We start from the raw sequence: 20123 nt of genomic DNA on the forward strand, positions 1-20123 counted from the left end.
CCTATTGCGTCCATTTCCAGTCTTTTGGTAAAAACGGCGAGCGGGATCTGCTCTTTTTGCAAATGGCCAGCGGAATGTAAGGCCGCCCGGCAGAGCGTTCTTCCAAGATCGGGTCGCGGTTGTGAATGGTTTTGAAAAGTTGGTTTAGAACCGCTGCATTCTTGATATTTTTCCGCCAGAGCATGGTTCTGTATTCTGAAACGGACGAAGCCGTAAAGAACCCGATAATGAGCTCGTTTTTGTCTTTTTGGTTGGTAACATTGCCCTGAATCGGTGCTGGCGGCGTGTCGGCCAGCGTTCCGGAGTTATTCGCCTGGTCCTGGATGAGTTTCAAAAAGCGATAAGCATTGGGAGTGAGCGAATTTTGCTGCAAGCTTACCAGGCAAGGATTGGATTGTAAAAGTGGGATTTGCGCAACGAGCTTGTCTTTTTGCCCTTGTCCGTTGGTGTAAATGTCCGAGAAAATCGTGATGTCTTTGCTGTAAAAAATATCCCAGCAAAGGTCTTCGCAGGTGTAATCGTAAATGTTGTTGTATTTCAATGTAAGATCCTTAAAGCAGTCGCCATCGACGCCGTTCTCAGCATCAAAAAGATAATATTTCCCCTGATTACAGGTTGTGCAGGTTTTTTGTAATTCCCAAAGCGTCCATTGCCAGCGGTAAAAATTCTTTTCACCGGCTGGGTCGTCAAAATCCAGGTAAATGTCGTTGCTGGGCGTGAATTCACCATAATATTCGGAGAGTCTTGGGATTCCTTTTGGATTGAAGACGTCGTAAGCGCGTTTTACGGCGGAAACCGGCGGCATAATCTCGGAGGAAGATTTGTAATGTTTGCCATTTTCTGTCAAAAATTCCAGCTCATAAGCGTCACCAACTTTTCCCTTAAAGTTCGCAGGCAATTGATAGATGCCCGGCTCAACTTCCGTCACGTTAAGCGTTTGCGAGCCGTTTACAATGATCTTTGCCGTTGCTTTTTCCAGCGGCAATGTGGAAAGGCCCTTTGTCCAGATCGTTTGCGTAAACTCTGAGCTTTCGTTGGTTGCTTCGGGATTGGTTTTGGACAGTGTTATAAACTGAGGTCCATCCAGATCCGTGATCACCCCATCCACCACAATATATTCTTTGGCACTCTCAAAGTTGACACTATAAGGCTCCACACAGGCTGTAATGCTGGTTATGAGTAATGTTAGCAAGAATGAAAGCCTGTAATTCATGGCTATTGAATAACTATTTTCTTTGTAAAAAACTGCCCCTGACCGTTTCGTAACCTGACCAGATATGCACCGCTGGAAACGCCCAAATCCAAGTTCAAATGCAACACTTTTCCTTTGCTATGCTGTCCTAATGCTTTGTTATAGACTGCATTTCCAACGACATTATAGACTTCCAACTCATAAAAGCCTGTTTCCGGAACAGTTACTTTTACTGAAACAGGTGACCTGGAAGGATTTGGGAAGACGGTCAGCACATGATCATTAACATTCGGCTCCGATCCGGTGATGACTTCGAGACCGGCGCGCGTGACCGAAATGTTGGCCGTTGTATTGCAATCCCAGTCAAACTGCACGTTGAGCTGCTTGCCTAGCAAGTCGTAATAAGCTGTGTTGTTCTTGAATTCGGCGCTAAGATAAACAACCGGGAAACTTTGGCCGTTGAGTGTGACGGCAGTAGGATTGGTTGTGAAGTTTTTTATTTCAAATGTTAAATGCCTTTTATCAAGTGATTTATCAAAGCTTTTGGTTCGCTGAATTGTGACATTCACCTGGTCATTGGAAACTTTCCCTACAAAATCAATGAGTTCATATTTTGATTTTGCCAAAGAATTCGGATCAAGGCCGTCATCATGGAACATCGTGAATGAGGATGCCGGAACTGAAATGTCCTGGTAGAATTTCACAGTAAGGCTGTCAGAATTATAGTTGTCGGTCGACTTTTTCGTGGTTGAAGTGGATAGGGGAATGAAGCTGCCGCCTTTGGCGTAGACGGGAATGTGATCAACGGTAAGTTTTGGGAAAATGTTCGCGTTGCCATTGTAAACCTCATTATTCCAAAAATTAAACCATTTCCCTTGCGGCAAAACCACTTTCCGTAAAGGCATTCCATGCAGAAGAACCGGGGCAATTAGTAAATTTTCTCCAAAAAAATACTGGTCACCGAGATTCCCAAGTGCCCGGTCATTGTTGAAATAATCCATCGGCAAACAAATAGGCCGTCCTGAAACGCTGTTTTTCCAGGCTAACGAATAAATGTAAGGAAGCAGCTGGTAACGGACTGTCGCGTACTTTTTGACCGCGCTATAAAACGGCTCGCTGAGGTTAAATGGTTCTATATTGTCACGCTGGCCGGCGTTTCTCAAAATCGGGGTGAATGTGCCGAATTGAAACCAGCGCAGATCCAGCTCTTCGTCCTTATCTACCTTGTCGGACATTGTAATGGCCCCACCGACATCCGAATGCATGTAGCCAAGCCCGGACATGCCAGCCTGCAAAATGATTGGAATTTGCAGCTTCAACCCAGCCCAATAACGGCTAACATCGCCACTCCAGGGTAAAGCGCCATATCGCTGCGAACCGGCCCAGCCAGACCGTGTCATGTGGAAAATACGCTTCTCAGGAAAGTCTTTTGTAAAATTATTGTAAAAGGTTTTGGACCAAAAAAGAGCATATAGATTGTGGATTTGAAAGGCATTGCCCAGCTCATGCACGGCATCTGTCGGGTGCGGGTCCGGCTCTGTTTTCTCGCTCCACCAGCCGGCAATGCCCTGAACGGCCATTTTTTTTTGTTTTTCCCAAAGCCAGGTTTGGGCAGCGGGTTTAAAAATATCGAGCAACCCGGCCGTAGCAGTGCCTACATCCTGCGTGTAAGTTTCGGTGCCATTGGGTTTTTTTGCAAAAAGGGATTGTGTTTCGGCAGATTTGTAGTTGGTTGACTTCGTGCTAATGTAAGGATCCGTGACAAGAATGGTTTTGACACCCTTTGCATTCAGGCTTTTCACCATTCCAGCCGCATTGGGCCAGTTTTTTGCATCCCAATCCATGTTACCGCGCGCATTTTGATCGCCATACCAATGCTGGTCCAGAGCCAGTGCATCCACCGGAAACCCCTGATCTTGGAGCTTGGTAATTGCCACCGTCGCTTCACTCGCATTGTTGTAACCCGATTTTGACTGAATGTAACCGAAAGCCCAGCGCGGCGGGAGCGGCTGCCGACCCGTCAGGAGCGTATAATTGGCAAGAATTTCATCATTGTTGTTGCCATGGATCAGATAATAAGCCCACTTCCCGGTGCTAGCCGACTCCACACGCAGCAATGTCGAATCCACTGCGCCCACATACATGCGCATGGAACCCGGTTTGTCGCTATCAAAGAGCAGCCCATATTTGTGAGAAGAAACGATGAAAGGAACATTCAGGCTTTGGGATAAACCTGTTGCCTGGTCAAAATATTCGTATTCCCATGAGTTATAAAAGTCAAAAGCTTTCCTGCCAAGGTCCGGGCCGAATGGTCGGCCGCCTGCACCGTGAAAAACGTCTTTTGGATTAATGTTGAACAAGAAACTAACGGAATCCTTCGTTTGCACAAAACCCCTTGTTTCCTTGATTTTGATGTCCTTACCCGACTTCAAGGCAACATTCAACGGGAATTTATCGATGACCAGCGTGCACTTTTCGGAGCGTATTTCAATGTTATTATTGGTCTCGACAATGTTTTGAGCAGCGCTTGAAGGTGGAAGGATTACGGAGAAAGAACTATCGAGCGCAGGCGCATTTTTCGATGGAAGTAATTGGATCTTAAATATTTCCGGGCTGAATGCTTGAATAAGAAGCGCTCCTCTGGTCCCCTGGATGATAATGCTTCCTTTCCCCTTTTCAAAGCTTACATAATTTCCCGCACCCTGCCCAAAAGACAGTTTGCCAACAACCACAAAAAGCAAAGCCAGGAAGTATTTGTATATCATAAACTTAAAAACGACCGTACCCAGCGCACAATCCTAAATTAAGTTAAATAAATCAAATTTTCCTGGCTATTGTTTAATTATTTGGGAGTGGATTTAATTGCAGTTTTCGTAATTGAATTTTGTGATCCAGGTTGATTTGTCATTATCTGTTCCTGTTACAATCGTTGAGGTGGCTGGTAAGCCGTTCGCATGATAAGTCCAAACATTGGGCTGAATGCTGTATCAATCGAAGTTTGATAAACGCTCTTCCGTTCCCAATTATATGATCTGCCCAAGAACCGGCAATTTTCACCAGGCTTAACTGCTTCATCCTTTTTATTGCAAGAAATGGAAAGCGCCAAAACGGCAATTAAGGTAAATGTAGATCGATAGAGGCGCATTGGTGAGGTTTGATACATTTGGAGGTACATCCAAATGTATCAAAGTAAACGCAGATTTACTTAACTATTTATAAAATTAGTACTACAAGCTCTCTGTTCTGCCGCCGTCAACGGGCAAGTTGATTCCGCTAATGCTGGCAGCCGCCGGAGTGCATAAAAAAGCAACAGCCGCAGCCACTTCCTGCGCCTCACTGAACCTGCGAATGGGAATGGCGGCTTGCATTTCCCGGGCAACTTCCTCCTTCGACTTGCCGGCATTTTTGCTCCGCATATCCAAAACAGCATCCAAACGGGAAGTAACGGTGTAGCCAGGCAAAACGTTGTTGGAAGTGATGCCGAATTGACCTAATTCCAGCGACATTGTCTTGGACCAACTTGCAACGGCGCCACGAATGGTGTTGGAAACACCCAGGCCGACAATCGGCTGTTTCACGGAAGTGCTGATAATGTTGACAATCCGGCCATAACCAGCTCTTTTCATGGAAGGAACAACTGCTTGCGCTAGGAACTGGTTGTTAATGACGTGCATTTGGAAAGTTTTTAGAAACTGGTCGGTGTCTGCGTCAATGATCGGGCCGCCGGACGGGCCGCCTGTGTTGTTGATGAGAATGTGCACATCGGGCACGAGGCGCAGGTAATTCTCAATGGCATCTTTAACATTTTCGTGGTCAGCAAAATCGGCTACGACATAGCGGTGCAGCTGTCCGGCCGATGTATCGAGCGTATCTACGACTTCTCTTAATTTATCCTCATTACGCGCTACTAATGTCACATTTGCGCCTAATAATGCCAGTTCAATGGCCGATGCGAGGCCAATTCCCTGCGTGCTTCCACAAACCAATGCTGTTTTTCCAGTCAGATCAAGATTCATTACTTTTGATTTTAATGCTTGTAATTCGTGAGTTATACCTTCGATTTTAGCAGTTTCCACTTCAAACTTCGTACTTTTTTCGGCTATCTTTGCGGTTTATTTTTCAGTCAGAGAAATCATTAGTCTAACATCCCACAATGTCGAAAAAAATCCAATCCGCTCTTATATCTGTATACTATAAGGATGGACTTGAACCTTTGGTTCGCCTGTTGCACAACAATGGTGTCAAACTCTACTCCACCGGAGGCACTCAAACTTTCATTGAAAACTTAAATATTCCCGTCACAGCTGCGGAAGAACTGACGGGTTACCCTTCAATTTTTGGCGGAAGAGTAAAAACTTTGCACCCTGCAATTATGGGCGGCATTTTATACCGTCGCGATGATGCCGGTGATGTGGCACAGGCGCAGCAATATAACATTCCTGCCATTGACCTGGTGGTTGTGGATCTTTATCCTTTTGAAGAAACCGTTGCTTCGGGTGCCGGAGAAGAGGACATTATTGAGAAAATAGACATTGGAGGCATTTCGCTGATCCGTGCTACTGCTAAAAATTTCAAAGATACATTGATCGTTTCTTCGCGTAGCCAATATGCGGAGGTGGTGGAATTGCTGACTGCCAAAGCGGGCGCGACGGACATTGAAGATCGTCGTTACTATGCTGGTCAGGCTTTTGCTGTGTCTTCGCATTACGACGGAGCCATCAATCGCTTTTTTACAGCTGATAAAGAAAAAACAGACAAAGAACTTTTTGACTTCACAAGCCTGGCTTCTCAAACATTGCGTTACGGTGAAAATCCGCACCAGAATGCCACTTATTACGGCGATCTGGAAGGGATTTTTGATAAATTGCATGGTAAGGAATTGTCTTACAACAATTTGGTTGACGTGGATGCATGTGTGAATTTGATTGACGAATTCGCTGGCGCAGCCCCGACTTTTGCCATTATAAAACATACGAATGCCTGCGGAATAGCCACTGCGGCAACGGCGAAAGAGGCCTATGACAATGCATTAGCCTGTGATCCGGTTTCTGCTTTTGGTGGTGTGGTGATTACCAATTCAAAAGTGGATTTGACTACGGCTGAGGAGTTGAATAAACTGTTCATGGAGATCCTGATCGCTCCTGAATATGACGAGGATGCTCTGCAACTTTTAAAATCAAGGAAAAACAGGATTTTGCTGAAACGCAATGCGGTTGATCTGCCACAGATCATGTTCAAAACCATTTTGAATGGGGTTTTGGTGCAGGATAAGGATCTTTCCACCGAGGTTCAGGCACAATTTACGACGGTAACTGAGAAGGCACCCACGGCGAATGAGCTTACCGCACTTGAATTTGCACTGAAAGTTTGCAAGCATACGAAGTCCAATACAATTGTTCTGGCAAAAGAAAACCAACTGCTAGCCAGCGGAACCGGCCAAACTTCCCGCGTAGACGCATTACGCCAGGCGATTGACAAAGCCAATGCATTCGGCTTCGACCTAAATGGCGCTGTAATGGCCTCCGACGCATTCTTCCCATTCGCCGACTGCGTGGAAATTGCGCATTTAGCTGGGATTACAGCCGTTGTCCAGCCAGGCGGTTCAATTCGGGATAAAGATTCGACGGATTATTGCAATGCGAACGGCGTAGCAATGGTTACGACTGGCATTCGTCATTTTAAGCATTAAGAGCTGGCTAGGAAGCTATTTGCTTTGTCAGCCTGAACCGTAGAGGCGTTAACCTCCTCTGTCACGCTGAGCGTAGTCGAAGCGCGTTACCAAGGAGTAGCGCGCTTCGACTACGCTCAGCGTGACAGAGGAGGTTAGCTCTCCACTTCCGGTGAACTTGACAAGAGAATAAGCTTCATTGCTCTACAAACCTCAACACAATCTGTTTTGAAAACCGGTCAATCATCCCAGCATCGTTACATCAGACTGGGAAAGTTATTGATAACCGGATTAGCAGTCATTACTGCCAGCCTTTTCTTCCTCTACCCTCAGATTTTTTATTGTGAACTGATCCGTTTTTCAGGGTTCCGATCAGAGAAAGGCCAAATTTATTTCAGCCCGGAGATTAAACCCGTTCGTTACAAGAAGCTGAAATCGATCATTGGCCGCTCCGAGGCCCGGGTTGATTCATTCTTTGCGGGGAAAAAATCCAAACCGGTCATTATCGTTTGCAGCAATCCGCAGCAGTACCAAAAATATTGCAGCAGCACCGAAGGCGCGGGGTGCAGCCTGGGAACGCCCTGGGGCAACTCTTTCGTGATTTTGAACACCCAGGGAATGAATGTGGACGTGATCAGCCACGAAATGAGCCATACCGAACTGCTCGAACGGCTGGGTTGGTGGACCATCGCCACTGAAATTCCGCAATGGTTCAACGAAGGCATTGCCCTCATGCTCGACAGGCGTTTCGTTAATAATCCCGATAAAATTAGCCGCTATTTCGATTATATGGACGAATGGCTTTACTATACGGGTGGCGGGCAGCAGATCCTGGAACTCAGGGACATTGCTTCCATAAAAGGGTTTTTCAATAACAATCAAAAACAGGTTATGCTCGCTTATATGTCGGCCGGACTGGAAGTTTCCTATTGGCTGATCATTTCAGAAAAAGACGGTTTGCAGCGATTGATCAGCGATTTGGAGCGCGGCAAAAGTTTTGAAGAAGCGTATCGGAATGCCGAGGAGAAGCGACGCGCTTACTGGTTTAAGAAACTCCCCACCAATCCGCTCAGATTTCAGGACTCAAAGAAAATATTGGAATAAATATATGTCGATTTAACACTTGTAACTATATTTATGAACACAATTGAAAACAGGATAAATATTTTTATGTCCATTTTCATTTTGCACTATTTTCTGAAAATAATGTACCTTTCGATTTAAACTAATCAGCCTCATACATTCATCTATTTTATTATTTGAAATGCAACAATTACAAAGCCTGGATTATATTGTTTTCTTCTTCTATTTCATTGTCGTCTCCGGTTACGGTTATTGGATTTATCAACGGAAAAGGTCAAAAGTAGAGTCAACCAAGGATTTCTTTCTGGCAGAAGGTTCGCTCACCTGGTGGGCCATTGGGGCATCATTGATCGCTTCCAACATTTCTGCTGAGCAGTTCATCGGAATGTCCGGAAACGGGTTTTCAATGGGTTTAGGTATTTCAACATATGAATGGATGGCGGCCGCAACACTCGTGATTGTAGCCGTTTTTTTTATGCCTATTTATCTCAAAAACAAGATTTATACAATGCCTCAGTTTCTGAGTCAGCGTTACAATCCGACCGTGAGCTTAATTATGGCCGTTTTCTGGCTGGCGTTGTACATTCTGGTTAACCTTACATCTATCCTGTATCTGGGCGCGCTGGCTGTTTCGGGGATTTCAGGGCTGGATTTTCAATTTTGTATGATTGCACTGGCTGTCTTCGCGATCATTATTACGGTTGGCGGGATGAAAGTAATTGGTTACACCGATGTAATTCAGGTATTTTTCCTTGTAATTGGCGGATTAGCAACCACTTATCTGGCTGTAAACCTGGTTTCCGGAGAGGCTGGAATTGATGGTGTTATGACCGGGATTAAAATGATGCGTGAAAATCATGATGACCACTTCCACATGATCTTCCCCAAGACAAGTCCATTCTACATGCAGTTGCCGGGACTGGCGGTGCTTCTTGGCGGGATGTGGATTGTGAACCTGAATTATTGGGGCTGTAACCAATATATCACCCAGCGGGCTTTGGGCGCCGACCTGAAAACTGCCCGGAATGGTATTCTTTTCGCAGCGTTTTTGAAACTCTTAATGCCTGTTATCGTGGTTTTGCCAGGTATCGCGGCTTACGCATTGTATAGCAAAGGTCTGTTTCAGGCAGAAATGCTTGATGCCGATGGTCAGATAAATGCTGATAAAGCTTATCCGGTGCTGCTTAATTTGCTTCCAGCTGGTTTGAAAGGACTTTCTTTCGCAGCATTAACAGCCGCGGTTGTAGCTTCTCTGGCTGGTAAAGCAAACAGTATTTCAACGATTTTCACACTAGATATTTTCAAAAATTACATTGGTAAAAACGCGGATGAAAAAACGCTCGTACGCATTGGCCGTATCGTTGTTGTAGTTTCTATGATCCTCGCAATTGTCGTTTCCCCTTACATGGGCATTGACAAAAAGGGAGGTTTTCAATTCATTCAGGAAATGACCGGGTTGCTTTCTCCGGGTATTTTTGCCTCGTTTATCATGGGCTTTTTCTGGAAGCGCACCAACTCCGCAGGAGCATTATTTGCGATTGTAGGGGGTTTCCTTATCGCATTGGCCATGCACAACAATTACTTCCCATTCGCCGACTGGACGCAGGTTCCCTTCCTCGACCGTATGGGTCTTGTATTCCTGATATGTGTTGTGGTTATGGTGATTTTAGGACTGGTAATGCCTGATGAAAAGAAAGGCCTGGCCATCGATTCGTCAATGTTCATCCCGCACCGCAGCTTTATCGTTGGCGCCGTTGTCGTGATATGCTTAATCACATTCTTATACGCTCACTTCTGGTAAGAGGCATTGGGCAAAAAGAAAAGGCTTGGAGCGATCCAAGCCTTTTTGCTTTTGAAGACGGGCAGCGTATTAAGCTTGTTCTTCGATAATAGTAATTTTCTGAATCTTGTCACCCTGGCGAAGCAGGTCAACAGTATCAACGCCTTCTACGACTTTACCGAAACAAGTATGGTTTCCGTCCAAATGCGCGGTGTTTGTGCGGCTATGGCAGATAAAAAACTGCGATCCGCCTGTGTTACGACCAGCATGTGCCATCGACAGTACACCACGATCGTGATATTGGTTGCCACCGCTTAATTCGCAATCAATTTTATAACCTGGGCCGCCGCGACCTGTTCCGGTTGGATCTCCACCCTGAACCATAAAATCCGGTATAACCCTGTGAAAGATCAGTCCGTCGTAAAATCCTTTTTTTGAAAGATCAACAAAGTTTTTCACCGTTCCGGGAGCATCCTCATCGTAGAATTCGATCAGCATGGTACCTTTGTCCGTGATCATTTCTGCTTTTGTCATATTAATTTAATAGAGAATTTGAATAAAAATTAAAGTTGTTTTCAGGCCAGTTCAGCTGGCTCCTCATAACAACACAAAGAAAAGGATAATGTATCCTTTTCTTCAATTTTATACCAAATAAAATGATTGAATCAAGAGCCGGCGACTAGCTTGCCAGACTCACTTACAAGTTGCAACTCTTCTTTTTCCAGCAATGCAGCCTTTTCCGATTCTAATTCGGCTTTTTGCGATTGCAGTTCAGCTTTTTTCTGCTCTACCTTGAAATCTTCCAAACGTTCAACTACTTCTCCGCTTCCCCATTCTTTGCTTCTTTCGGGGTTGTTGAACCATTCTTTGACTGCCAGGATTTTATAAATGTAACGTGTAGTTTCTGAGTTTAAACGCAGCTTAAAATAATCGTCCTTGTTCTGTGCATCCAGTTTATTCTGAATGTGCGTCGGTCCTGCGTTATAAGCAGCCGCTACAAGTGTCCATGAACCAAGTTGACGATAAAGATTGCGGAGATATTTCCCTGCCGCATGCGTTGATTTGACGAGATGTTTGCGGTCGTCCCTGGTTTCATTGATAACCAGCCCTAGAGATTTTGCTGTTGCAGGCATCAGTTGCCAGTAGCCTCCCGCGCCTCTATGCGATTTTGCATCGTTAGTCATTGCGCTCTCTATTAATGGAAGATATTTAAAATCGGCTGGTACTCCGTACTTTTTAAGAATCGGTTCTATAATCTTGATTCTTTTTTGGGTCTTTGTCATCAGCTTACGAAAAGTGGGGTTGTCGTAATTTCTGATCATGTTTTGATATCGCTCAGCGATTCGAAGCTCTGTTAATGGAATGGCCTCGCCACAAAAGTCAATAGCAAGAAGATCTGAATTTATAATTGTTGTCTCTTTCAGTTCCTTCTTTTCCACCCCCACCTCGCTCATTGGTTCATTACCCATTATTGCGATTGAGAGGGCCATAAAGATAAGTTTAATCATTCATTTTTCATTTCGTGGAACATAGTAAAAGGCGTCAAGCCGAGGAGCAAAGATAACGGTATTTGAACTAATAATATTTCATTTTAAGCTAAAAGTTTGATTCATAGCACGTTATACAACCGTCGTGTAGTATTAATTCAAGACCATGTCGTTTGGACTATTTTGTTCATTTCCTGCGTTTGCTTTGCGTATAGCGTGATTTGAGGAATTTAAATTGGCAGATTCCAATAATCACAAAACGTCAATCTTCCTATTTTATAGAAATTAAAATAGAATTAATTGTAATAGTTGCATTTGTATAGCTGAATACCAAGCAATTATGTGATGAAACACGTCTAAAAATGCGGATTTGGCCCCATTTGTTTGTATTTGAGAAGTTTGGCTACATTAAAAAATTTATTTTCAGGCTTTGGAATCAGGGATATATTAACTTGCATTTCGCATTTTTTTGAAGATATGGTGACGGTAAACGAGGCTAAACAAAAGATTATTGCCAATGTGAAGGCTTTGTCCGCTCAGTCAGTGGATGTCCGTGATGCTTTGGGACATGTTTTAGCCGATGATATTTTGGCGCCCATGTCTTTGCCATCATTCAGGCAATCGTCCATGGATGGATATGCAGTTGTTGACACGGATATTTCGGAAAAAGATACCATCCTCAAACTCTCGGGGGAATCAAAAGCAGGACAAACCAATACACAAACATTGATTTCCGGCAGTGCAATGCGGATTTTCACGGGGGCGCCCGTTCCCGAAGGGGCCACAGCGGTTGTGATGCAGGAAAATACGTCATCGGAAAACGGAACTATCACCATTCACGAGTTCCCTGTTCAGGCAGGTAAAAATGTAAGGAACATTGGCCAGCAAATCCAGAAAGGCGCTATCGCATTGGAGAAAGGCACTTTTCTGTCGCCTGGGAGCATAGGGTTTTTACAGGGAATGAATATATGGGAAGCCAGCGTTCACAAAAAACCCAAAGTTGGCCTGCTCATAACAGGAGATGAATTGCTGCATAAAGGAGATTCAATTGTTCATGGAAAAATTTTTGAATCAAATTCTGCTATGCTTGCAGCCGCATTGCAAAAGGAAGGAATTGCAGATCTTGAAATAAAATATGCAGAAGATGACCTGGAATCGACGATAAACGGGTTGCATGAGTTAGCAGAAAACAATGACGTCGTGCTGGCTTCGGGAGGGATTTCGGTGGGAGACTATGATTTTGTGGGGAAAGCAGTAGAAGCAGTAGGTGCTGAAACAATATTCTATAAGGTGCGTCAGAAGCCCGGTAAACCATTATTATTTGCTAAGCGACGTGATAAGTTGTTCTTTGCATTGCCAGGAAACCCTGCTTCTTCGCTGGTGTGCTATTATGAATATGTGCTGCCTGCGTTGAGGATCCTGTCGGGCCGGAAAGATCCGTTTTTAACAACGCTGAAAATGCCCGCGAAACTTGCCTATTCCTTTCATGGTGAGCGCGACGAATTTCTCAAAGGACTGATCGTGAATGGTGAAGTTACCCCGTTGGATGGCCAGGAATCATTTGCATTGCGTTCTTTTGCAATTGCAAACGCGATCATTTATTTGCCTGTTGAGCAAAACAGCGTGAAGGAAGGTGATCTGGTTGAAGTTCATTTGCTTCCTTTCTGAATCAGATTCCCGCAAAAATTGTTAAGCCAAAGAATTGACAAAAATAGGAAATGAGCATTCAAATCATGTATTATGGAATGCTGGCGGAAATTACTGGCCAGGCTAACGAAATTTGGATCGCCGATCCGCATCTTACAGTTGGGGATTTCCGCAACCAGATCATGGAGCGATATCCGGCTATGCGCGAAAAAAAATTCAAGATTGCAGTGGATCAAAAAATCGCACAGGATTACGTTTCTATTGATAACGCATCGGAAATAGCATTACTGCCGCCATTTGCCGGCGGGTGACCACCAGCATTAGCCAAACAGAAGAACCACCATCATGGAAAAAGTGCATAAGCATAAAAAAGTATTTGTACAGGGGCCCATAAGCCCTGATTTTGTTTCAAAATCGATCGCATCCCACCAGTCAAAAACGGAGATTGGTGCGCACGCCATCTTTCTGGGCCAGATCCGTGCAGACAAAAAAGCAGACGGCGTTGTGACCGGAATTGAATATTCAGCTTACGAAGAAATGGCCGAAAAAGCATTTCATGAGATCAGGGAAGCCGCTTTTTCAAAGTTTGAACTTACTTGCATGCACATTTACCACAGCTTGGGCGTTGTTCCAACAGGCGAGATCAGTCTGTTCGTTTTTGTTTCTTCACCGCATCGCCGCGCCGCGTTTGAAGCGTCTGAATACATTGTAGAGGAAATCAAAGCAAATGTCCCGATCTTCGGAAAAGAGCTGGTAGGAGCGGGTGGAGCGTACGTTTGGAAAGAAAATAAATAGATTGTGGTAGACATCACCCATAAAAGCAACACATTACGCATTGCAACCGCCCAGGCAGTTGTGCAGGTAAGTAAGGCTGAAACAATTACAGCAATCCGGGAAAGGGCCGTTCCAAAAGGGGACGTTTTTGAAATGGCAAAAGCTGCTGGCTTCCTGGCCGTAAAAAAGACTCCCGACCTGCTGCCCGATTGTCATCCGATTCCTGTGGAATATACTGGCGTAAATTACCGGATCGTGGATTTGACGATCATCATTGAGCTGACAGTTAAGACCATATATAAAACTGGTGTGGAAGTTGAAGCCATGCACGGTGCATCTGTGGTCGCGCTTACCATGTATGATATGCTCAAACCCATCGATAAGGGCGTTGAGATCAGGAATATCCGGTTGTTGGAGAAAAAAGGCGGAAAAAGCGACAGGAAAGCTATTCCTGAAAATCTAAAAACTGCTGTGATTGTCTGTTCCGACAGTATCTCAAAAGGAATGGGTGAAGATAGATCGGGGAAGAAAATTATTGAAAAACTGGAATCATTAAAACTGACTGCCAGCGATTACAGCATTATTCCTGACGATAAAAACAGCATTCAGGAAAAAATCAAAAGCCTTTGTAACGCAGATTATCAGCTTATTTTGGTCACGGGCGGAACCGGGTTGTCTCACCGGGATGTTACACCGGAGGCAGTGTCGGAATTAATTGAGAAAGAAATTCCGGGAATTGCTGAAGCGGCGAGGAATTACGGTCAGGACCGCATGCCGACTGCCATGTTATCGCGGTCTGTCGGAGGCTTGATTGGTGAAACACTGGTGATTACAATGCCGGGAAGCACAGGCGGAGTTACAGAATATATGGATGCGTTGTTCCCTCAGGTGCTGCACGTTTTCAGTGTTATAGAAGGCAAAAAGCACGATTAAAATCTAAATAATGTCCTTACCCATTGTTGATACATTCGGTCGCAAGCACACTTATCTGCGGATTTCGCTGACGGATAAGTGCAATCTGCGCTGCACCTATTGTATGCCTAAGGAGGACATGCAGTTTATGCCTTCCAAATGGCTCATGCAGGCCGATGAAATCAAGGCACTTGCTGAGATTTTTGTTGGAATGGGTGTGGATAAAATCCGGTTGACGGGCGGGGAACCGTTAATCAGGAAAGACGTTGGCCAAATTGTTTCAGATCTCGGAAAGTTGCCAACCTCACTTACATTAACGACCAATGCTGTTTTCATTGACCAGTTTATTGGCAACCTGAGAGACGCAGGTGTCAATTCATTGAATGTCAGTCTGGATACATTGCGGGAAGACCGTTTTATAGCGGTTACCAAACGCGATCATTTCACGAAAACGCTTCATAATATCAGATTGCTTCTTGCTGAGGGATTTGTTGTTAAGATCAACATGGTGGTTATGAAGGGCATCAATGAAGATGAAGTCAATGACTTCGTGAGGATGACTTTGGAACAACCCAATCTGCATGTCCGTTTCATTGAATTTATGCCATTTAAGGGCAATCAGTGGGATATGTCCAAAATTGTTTCCTACAACGATTTACTCTCGGAAATCAATAATGAGTTCGATTTTCAACAACTAACCGGTGAATTACAAGACACCGCGCATCGTTTTCAGGTAACGGGCGGTGCCGGGACTTTTGGGATCATCGGAACAGTAACGCACCCATTCTGCTCGGGTTGCAACCGCATCAGGCTCACTGCTGACGGAAAGCTCAAAAACTGCCTCTTCGACACTTCCGAGGTAGATCTGTTAACGCCCTTACGTGCAGGCCAGGACGTCCGCACGCTTATTTACGCGCATTTCCACAAAAAACACTTCGCCCACGGCGGCCACGCAGACTTTACAGAGAAACACGCCAAATCAGACTACGAGCAGAACCGGAATATGATTGCTATTGGGGGGTGACTTTCGTTTGAGCTTAATGTTTGCTGTTAAAGTTAGTGATGTAAACGTCACCAATTCTTCTATTTTGTATACTTAAAACCATTCAACACTAATTTCTGCCGTTCAAATAATGCGTGCAACATGTGGTGCCTTGCGGTTATCATTGGTAAAATCTTTAAAAACTTTTACTCAAAGTAACCTTCAAGAGCCATGAGAACCGTGATGAAAACGATTGCCGCCGCAGCCTTTACACTCCTCTTAATTAGCAATAATGTATCCGCATCACCTCGCGTTGAGCCCAAAGCGGAATGTAAAAATAACTCCTGCGAAAAATTTAAAATTGGCATGTATCGGGTAAGAAATACGGTCTCTATGAATTTGTTGATGGAAAAGCAAAAAGGAGAACGTGTTGCCATTCGCTTAATGGATTCGAAAGGCAAAGTGCTTCATGAGGAGTATGTTCCGAAATATCTGAGCAAATTCGGCCGCAAGCTGAATTTTCAGGAAATCAGAGATGGCGTTTATACGCTGGAAGTCTCTAATGATTATGAAAAAATCGTTAAGAGCATTTACCTTGCTACCAACGAAGTAAGGGAGGTTGAACGGACTTTGGTAGGGACAAATTAAGGTTCACGGTAGGGACAAACTAAGGTTCACAAACGATGCGTTACAGGTTTGCCGCCGCAGCATTCCTGTGACGCTTTTTATTTTTCAAGCTCAATCGCTTTATTGATTCGTGGCAAAAGCTTTGCAAACAGCAAATCGTAAGTGATTTTGCCCCAAATTAAAATGCAGGGGACGGCTTTCACCACGTAAGGCTTCATCCATTCGTTTCTGATAAATCTTGGAAAAAGATCAGTAGGAGACAATGTTGTGAAGACGAATGCGAGCACCAAAAGCGCATAATTTTCTGGCTTCTGTTTTTGCCCGTAATACCAGAGCGCAACGCCGGTTATAGCAATAATAAATGTAGGCGACTCGGCCCGGTGGTTGAAAATAACCACCCAGATCATGATCGAAGCCAGCAATAGCATCCTGAAAACGAAGTTGCTGTATTGTTTTATCCTCAAAAGCGGAATACAAAACAGGATTGCTCCCGCAACGCTCACGTAAGTTTTATTCACATTCAACCCAAACCAGGTTTTCAGCCAGCCGATCACGGATAAGCCATCCGAAATGGAATGGTCATTTGCGAGTAAATTCGCCCAGCTTTTATAAAGAAAAATAAACTGCTCCATATCCACAACCAGCAGAGGAAGGAGGGTAAACAAGACAACCCAAAAAGCGGTCGTGTAAGTGAGTTTGAATTTGTTGGGATACAACAGGAACAGCGCCAGTCCGACAATCCCAAACAGCTTGATAAAGATCGTAGAAACGAGGCAAAACGAAGCCAGCCAATATTTTCCTCTCTCCAAAAAACCGAATGTGAAGAGCAAAAGCCCGGCAATCAATGCATTACTCTGCTCATTTTGAACGGCAGTAAGGAATTCAACGATTACAAAAACCAGGATCAACCCCTTCGTACGCATGTCAAGACGCGGCAAATAATAGACGGAAAAAAAGAGAACTGCGGCGTTCAGAATGTTCCATAATGATAAGCCGACAATGTCGGGAAGGATGGCGAAAATGCCGAAAATCAAGGCAAATGCAGGACTGTATTTGAAAAGATCAAATTGTTCTTCAACAAAATGCACATATAGATCCTTTCGCTCAATCAGGTGAAAGAAGGACTGTTTGAAAATGATGTAGTTATTGTAAGTTGTATAAAGCTTTCCGCCTTCATAAAAACTTTTAAGTGCCCCAAAATAGGATTGCAAGCTGGCAAAGATCACCACGCCCAAAAAAAGGATCAGCAGATATTTTTGATTAACTAAAAAACGGTTTACAGCACCCATCGCACACAGAAATGTCCCTCATTATGATTTCAGGTCAAAACTAGGGATAAATCAGGGCATTTATTTTAGTCTTTTGTCAAAATGAATGTCTTCTACGCGAATAATCCTGGCCAGCTTGTGGTCTGGGTGAAGGGGATTTAAAAGGTAGTTGAACTCTGTAAACGAATGTGCGGACGGGACTTTCATAATCCAGAATTGCCCTTGCCCGATCCATTGCTCTGTGAAGTCCGCTAATGTGTTCGGATATGGAAACTGCCACCAATTTTCGGGTAACTTCTGCTGCTCAATTTCCAGGATGGACGCGTCATCAGGTAAGTCAATCGTTACCAAAGCCTGATTTTTTGGAATAAATGAAGAGTTGGCCAGGATTTCCAGCTTCGAAAGCGAAACGTGCTCGGATGTGTAAATGATCTGCGTCCCTTTGTAATGCCAGCGTCCGGCAGCATACAGGCAGCCTGTTCCCTGCAAATCAGTTGCATATGTTCGGCTGGTAATGCGGAAAACGAGCATAACTTAGGAGTAAATGCCGTGTTCTATCCTGAAAAGCACATTCAGCACTTCTTCTCTTCCAATCGAAGAAGTCAATAATTCGAGTGGTTTTTTGCCGCCTAATGCGAGAATGGGGCTGTTAAGCCAGGTGTTAAAATCGTTTTCATCCTGGAAAACATCCAACCCTTTTGCTATTATTTTGGAGAAATCAATAACCTTTTCGCTTTCCGCAGGTGATAGCAGAGCCTTGTTCTTAATGCGACGCTGGAAAGTGCTTTCAGACAAATTCAGCATTTCACCAAATTGCTTATTCGACAAATTCATTCGTTTCTGAACCGTCTGGGCAATGGAAATTGGAATTCCCTGCTGCGTAACTTCAATAAATGACAAGAAGCTGTCTATTTTTTGTTTGAAAGCCTTTTGGCCTCCCATAACGCTGATGATCTGTGTATGCATACTGTCAAATGATTGAGATATAACATTCATTTGACAGTAAATATATGAAAAATCAATTTCAATTCTTCACATAACCCAAAGATTTCAACCACCCATCCATCGCTGCCGGCCAACCTGCCAGGGAGCCTTTTCCTTCAGTCCGCATGCCATAACCGTGACCGCCTTGTGGGTATAGGTGCATTTCTGCGGGGATTTTTTGTTTTTTGAGGGCGAGGTAATAGGCAATGCTATTTTCGGGTGGAACGCCGGTGTCGTCCATGGCGTGTACGAGGAATGCGGGAGGCGTTTCGGCGCTTACTTGCAGCTCATTGGAGTAGTATTTGATCAATTCGTCGGATTTTTCAGCGCCCAGCAGATTATCGCGCGAGCCGCCGTGGGCCAGTTCCGGCAGCAGGGAAATGACAGGATAGATCAAGATCGAAAAATTGGGTTTGCCGTCGGGTGAAGCTTTTTCGCCTTTGTTAAAATGCGTCGACAATGTTGCAGCAAGGTGACCGCCGGCTGAGAAGCCCATGACGCCGATTTTATTGACATCTATGTTCCACTTTCCAGCACTTTGACGGATCAGTTTCATCGCTTGCATGGCATCCATTAACGGCACTTCATGCTGGTGCGTCATCGTTTTTTCACTTGGTAACCTGTATTTCAGCACAAAAGCAGAGATTCCACGGTCATTAAACCATTTGGCAAAATCACTCCCTTCGTGGGAAGATGCCAGAATTCCATAACCTCCGCCCGGGCAGATCATGACAGCGGCACCCGTTGATTTTTCTTTTGGAACAATAAAAGCCGTCAAAGTAGGAACCGAAACACCACTGATCCTTAGAATGTTACTGGCATCCGTAACAGACTTTTCTTCAACAGTATTGGCTTTAAAATTGGGGACTTTGCCTTCCGGCCACAAATTAATCACTTCATTTTGAGCCATGGATTTATCGGGAGTAGCGTATAAGGCCAATGCAACCAGGAGACCTGTTAGTTTTTTCATCGATTGAAATTTCTAACAATAAGACGGTCCCCAGGCCAATATACCATGTATTTTGATCGGAAAAAGTGATTAAGGCTTTGCCGGATTGATCATAATATGCGCCCTGTGCGTGCCCGGGTCCATAATCCAGGGCATGCCCGGAACATCCGGTTTAAGCGGTAAGCCTGTGCTTTCAGCCGTCGCGAAAGGAATGTAAACCACATAGCGCAGATAACCATTTTTCAGGTCACCGCTGGCATTGTCATAGTTATCTTTGGATCCTGACAATGCAAAAAGTGTGGACGATTGCTTTGGCATCATCAGTTTTCCATCTTTCACTTCCTTTTCACGAATGTCAAAAATTTCCTTTGGATTTTTGCCCTCTTTGGCCAGCACGCGGCCTCTTTCCATAAATGCATCCAAACCTGAGAAATAGCAGGAAACATTAATATCCTCCTTTTTCGGATCATCTGCAATGCAAACCATATCATTGCTGCCATCGCGAAGCACTTTAAATGATCCGTCCGAAGCATAGCCGTACACTTTCGCGCCTTCGCGTTTGTCAGCAGGCGCGGCCAGCACAGCCGTCTTGATTTGAATTTCGGGAGATAGAACGGTGGTTTGTCCCATCGCTTGCGCGGCCAGCAACAGGGAAATTGCGGAAAAAAAAGTCTTGCTCATGGTAGTAAATGACAGGTGGTTTGTCTCTTATATGCTTAAAATTAGCAATCTTTAATTTAAGATTTGCACAAATCTACTTTCGCACAACA

The 20123-nt window shown here is 44.5% G+C and carries 19 protein-coding genes; 9 read left to right on the forward strand and 10 right to left on the reverse strand.

The features are described 5' to 3' along the window. Position 1: 1 nt before the first annotated feature. From NFI81_RS23240 to NFI81_RS23250, 3 genes are all read right to left on the reverse strand, one after another. Positions 2–1213, reverse strand: a complete 1212-nt coding sequence (locus tag NFI81_RS23240; protein ID WP_234615872.1) for a DUF4249 domain-containing protein — start codon at positions 1211–1213, stop codon at positions 2–4. 2 nt (positions 1214–1215) lie between these two features. Continuing rightward, on the reverse strand, positions 1216–3957 hold the full coding sequence (locus tag NFI81_RS23245; RefSeq protein WP_234615873.1) for a TIM-barrel domain-containing protein: 2742 nt from the start codon (positions 3955–3957) through the stop codon (positions 1216–1218). A 462-nt stretch (positions 3958–4419) separates the two neighbouring features. Then, entirely contained in the window at positions 4420–5208 is a 789-nt protein-coding gene (locus NFI81_RS23250) for an SDR family oxidoreductase (protein WP_234615874.1), read from the reverse strand. Between the two features lie 137 nt (positions 5209–5345). Here NFI81_RS23250 and purH point away from each other — a divergent pair, with 137 nt between their 5' ends. The 3 genes from purH (at position 5346) to NFI81_RS23265 (ending at position 9744) form a co-directional block, all read left to right on the forward strand. Next, positions 5346–6881: a bifunctional phosphoribosylaminoimidazolecarboxamide formyltransferase/IMP cyclohydrolase gene (gene purH, locus NFI81_RS23255; RefSeq protein ID WP_234615875.1), complete on the forward strand. Its 1536-nt coding sequence runs from the start codon at positions 5346–5348 to the stop codon at positions 6879–6881. Between the two features lie 207 nt (positions 6882–7088). Next, positions 7089–7964, forward strand: coding sequence for a hypothetical protein (locus NFI81_RS23260; protein ID WP_234615876.1), 876 nt, complete (start codon positions 7089–7091; stop codon positions 7962–7964). A 160-nt stretch (positions 7965–8124) separates the two neighbouring features. After that, entirely contained in the window at positions 8125–9744 is a 1620-nt protein-coding gene (locus tag NFI81_RS23265) for a sodium:solute symporter family transporter (protein WP_234615877.1), read from the forward strand. 69 nt (positions 9745–9813) lie between these two features. Here the strand turns inward: NFI81_RS23265 and NFI81_RS23270 are convergent, their stop codons facing one another. Together NFI81_RS23270 and NFI81_RS23275 are read right to left on the reverse strand one after the other, a co-directional pair. Next, on the reverse strand, positions 9814–10257 hold the full coding sequence (locus tag NFI81_RS23270; protein ID WP_234615878.1) for a peptidylprolyl isomerase: 444 nt from the start codon (positions 10255–10257) through the stop codon (positions 9814–9816). A gap of 131 nt (positions 10258–10388) precedes the next feature. After that, positions 10389–11231 carry a lytic transglycosylase domain-containing protein gene (locus tag NFI81_RS23275; RefSeq protein ID WP_234615879.1) on the reverse strand — a complete coding sequence of 281 codons (843 nt, stop codon included), beginning with the start codon at positions 11229–11231 and terminating at the stop codon, positions 10389–10391. 456 nt (positions 11232–11687) lie between these two features. Between NFI81_RS23275 and NFI81_RS23280 the strand changes: the two genes are divergently transcribed. From NFI81_RS23280 to NFI81_RS23305, 6 genes are all read left to right on the forward strand, one after another. Next, a complete protein-coding gene (locus NFI81_RS23280; protein ID WP_234615880.1) occupies positions 11688–12878 on the forward strand; it encodes a molybdopterin molybdotransferase MoeA in 1191 nt (396 codons plus the stop codon). A 50-nt stretch (positions 12879–12928) separates the two neighbouring features. Then, positions 12929–13168 (forward strand): MoaD/ThiS family protein, encoded by a 240-nt coding sequence (locus NFI81_RS23285; RefSeq protein ID WP_234615881.1) that lies wholly within the window; start codon positions 12929–12931, stop codon positions 13166–13168. Positions 13169–13202: 34 nt separating this feature from the next. After that, complete coding sequence (locus NFI81_RS23290) at positions 13203–13652, forward strand: molybdenum cofactor biosynthesis protein MoaE (RefSeq protein ID WP_234615882.1); 450 nt, start codon at positions 13203–13205, stop codon at positions 13650–13652. Positions 13653–13655: 3 nt separating this feature from the next. Next, positions 13656–14564 (forward strand): bifunctional molybdenum cofactor biosynthesis protein MoaC/MoaB, encoded by a 909-nt coding sequence (gene moaCB / locus NFI81_RS23295; RefSeq protein ID WP_234615883.1) that lies wholly within the window; start codon positions 13656–13658, stop codon positions 14562–14564. Between the two features lie 10 nt (positions 14565–14574). Continuing rightward, positions 14575–15567 carry a GTP 3',8-cyclase MoaA gene (gene moaA / locus NFI81_RS23300; RefSeq protein WP_234615884.1) on the forward strand — a complete coding sequence of 331 codons (993 nt, stop codon included), beginning with the start codon at positions 14575–14577 and terminating at the stop codon, positions 15565–15567. Between the two features lie 189 nt (positions 15568–15756). Continuing rightward, on the forward strand, positions 15757–16173 hold the full coding sequence (locus tag NFI81_RS23305) for a T9SS type A sorting domain-containing protein (RefSeq protein WP_234615885.1): 417 nt from the start codon (positions 15757–15759) through the stop codon (positions 16171–16173). Between the two features lie 77 nt (positions 16174–16250). Here the strand turns inward: NFI81_RS23305 and NFI81_RS23310 are convergent, their stop codons facing one another. The 5 genes from NFI81_RS23310 to NFI81_RS23330 all read right to left on the reverse strand — a co-directional run bounded on the left by NFI81_RS23310 (position 16251) and on the right by NFI81_RS23330 (position 20034). Then, complete coding sequence (locus NFI81_RS23310; protein WP_234615886.1) at positions 16251–17441, reverse strand: glycosyltransferase family 87 protein; 1191 nt, start codon at positions 17439–17441, stop codon at positions 16251–16253. A 60-nt stretch (positions 17442–17501) separates the two neighbouring features. After that, positions 17502–17951 (reverse strand): RES family NAD+ phosphorylase, encoded by a 450-nt coding sequence (locus tag NFI81_RS23315; RefSeq protein WP_234615887.1) that lies wholly within the window; start codon positions 17949–17951, stop codon positions 17502–17504. Positions 17952–17954: 3 nt separating this feature from the next. Next, on the reverse strand, positions 17955–18386 hold the full coding sequence (locus tag NFI81_RS23320) for an Xre family toxin-antitoxin system antitoxin (protein ID WP_234615888.1): 432 nt from the start codon (positions 18384–18386) through the stop codon (positions 17955–17957). Between the two features lie 58 nt (positions 18387–18444). Next, positions 18445–19374, reverse strand: a complete 930-nt coding sequence (locus NFI81_RS23325; protein ID WP_234615889.1) for an alpha/beta hydrolase — start codon at positions 19372–19374, stop codon at positions 18445–18447. A gap of 69 nt (positions 19375–19443) precedes the next feature. Next, positions 19444–20034: a hypothetical protein gene (locus tag NFI81_RS23330; protein ID WP_234615890.1), complete on the reverse strand. Its 591-nt coding sequence runs from the start codon at positions 20032–20034 to the stop codon at positions 19444–19446. Positions 20035–20123 lie beyond the last annotated feature (89 nt).

Source organism: Dyadobacter fanqingshengii, assembly GCF_023822005.2.
Lineage (GTDB): Bacteria > Bacteroidota > Bacteroidia > Cytophagales > Spirosomataceae > Dyadobacter > Dyadobacter fanqingshengii.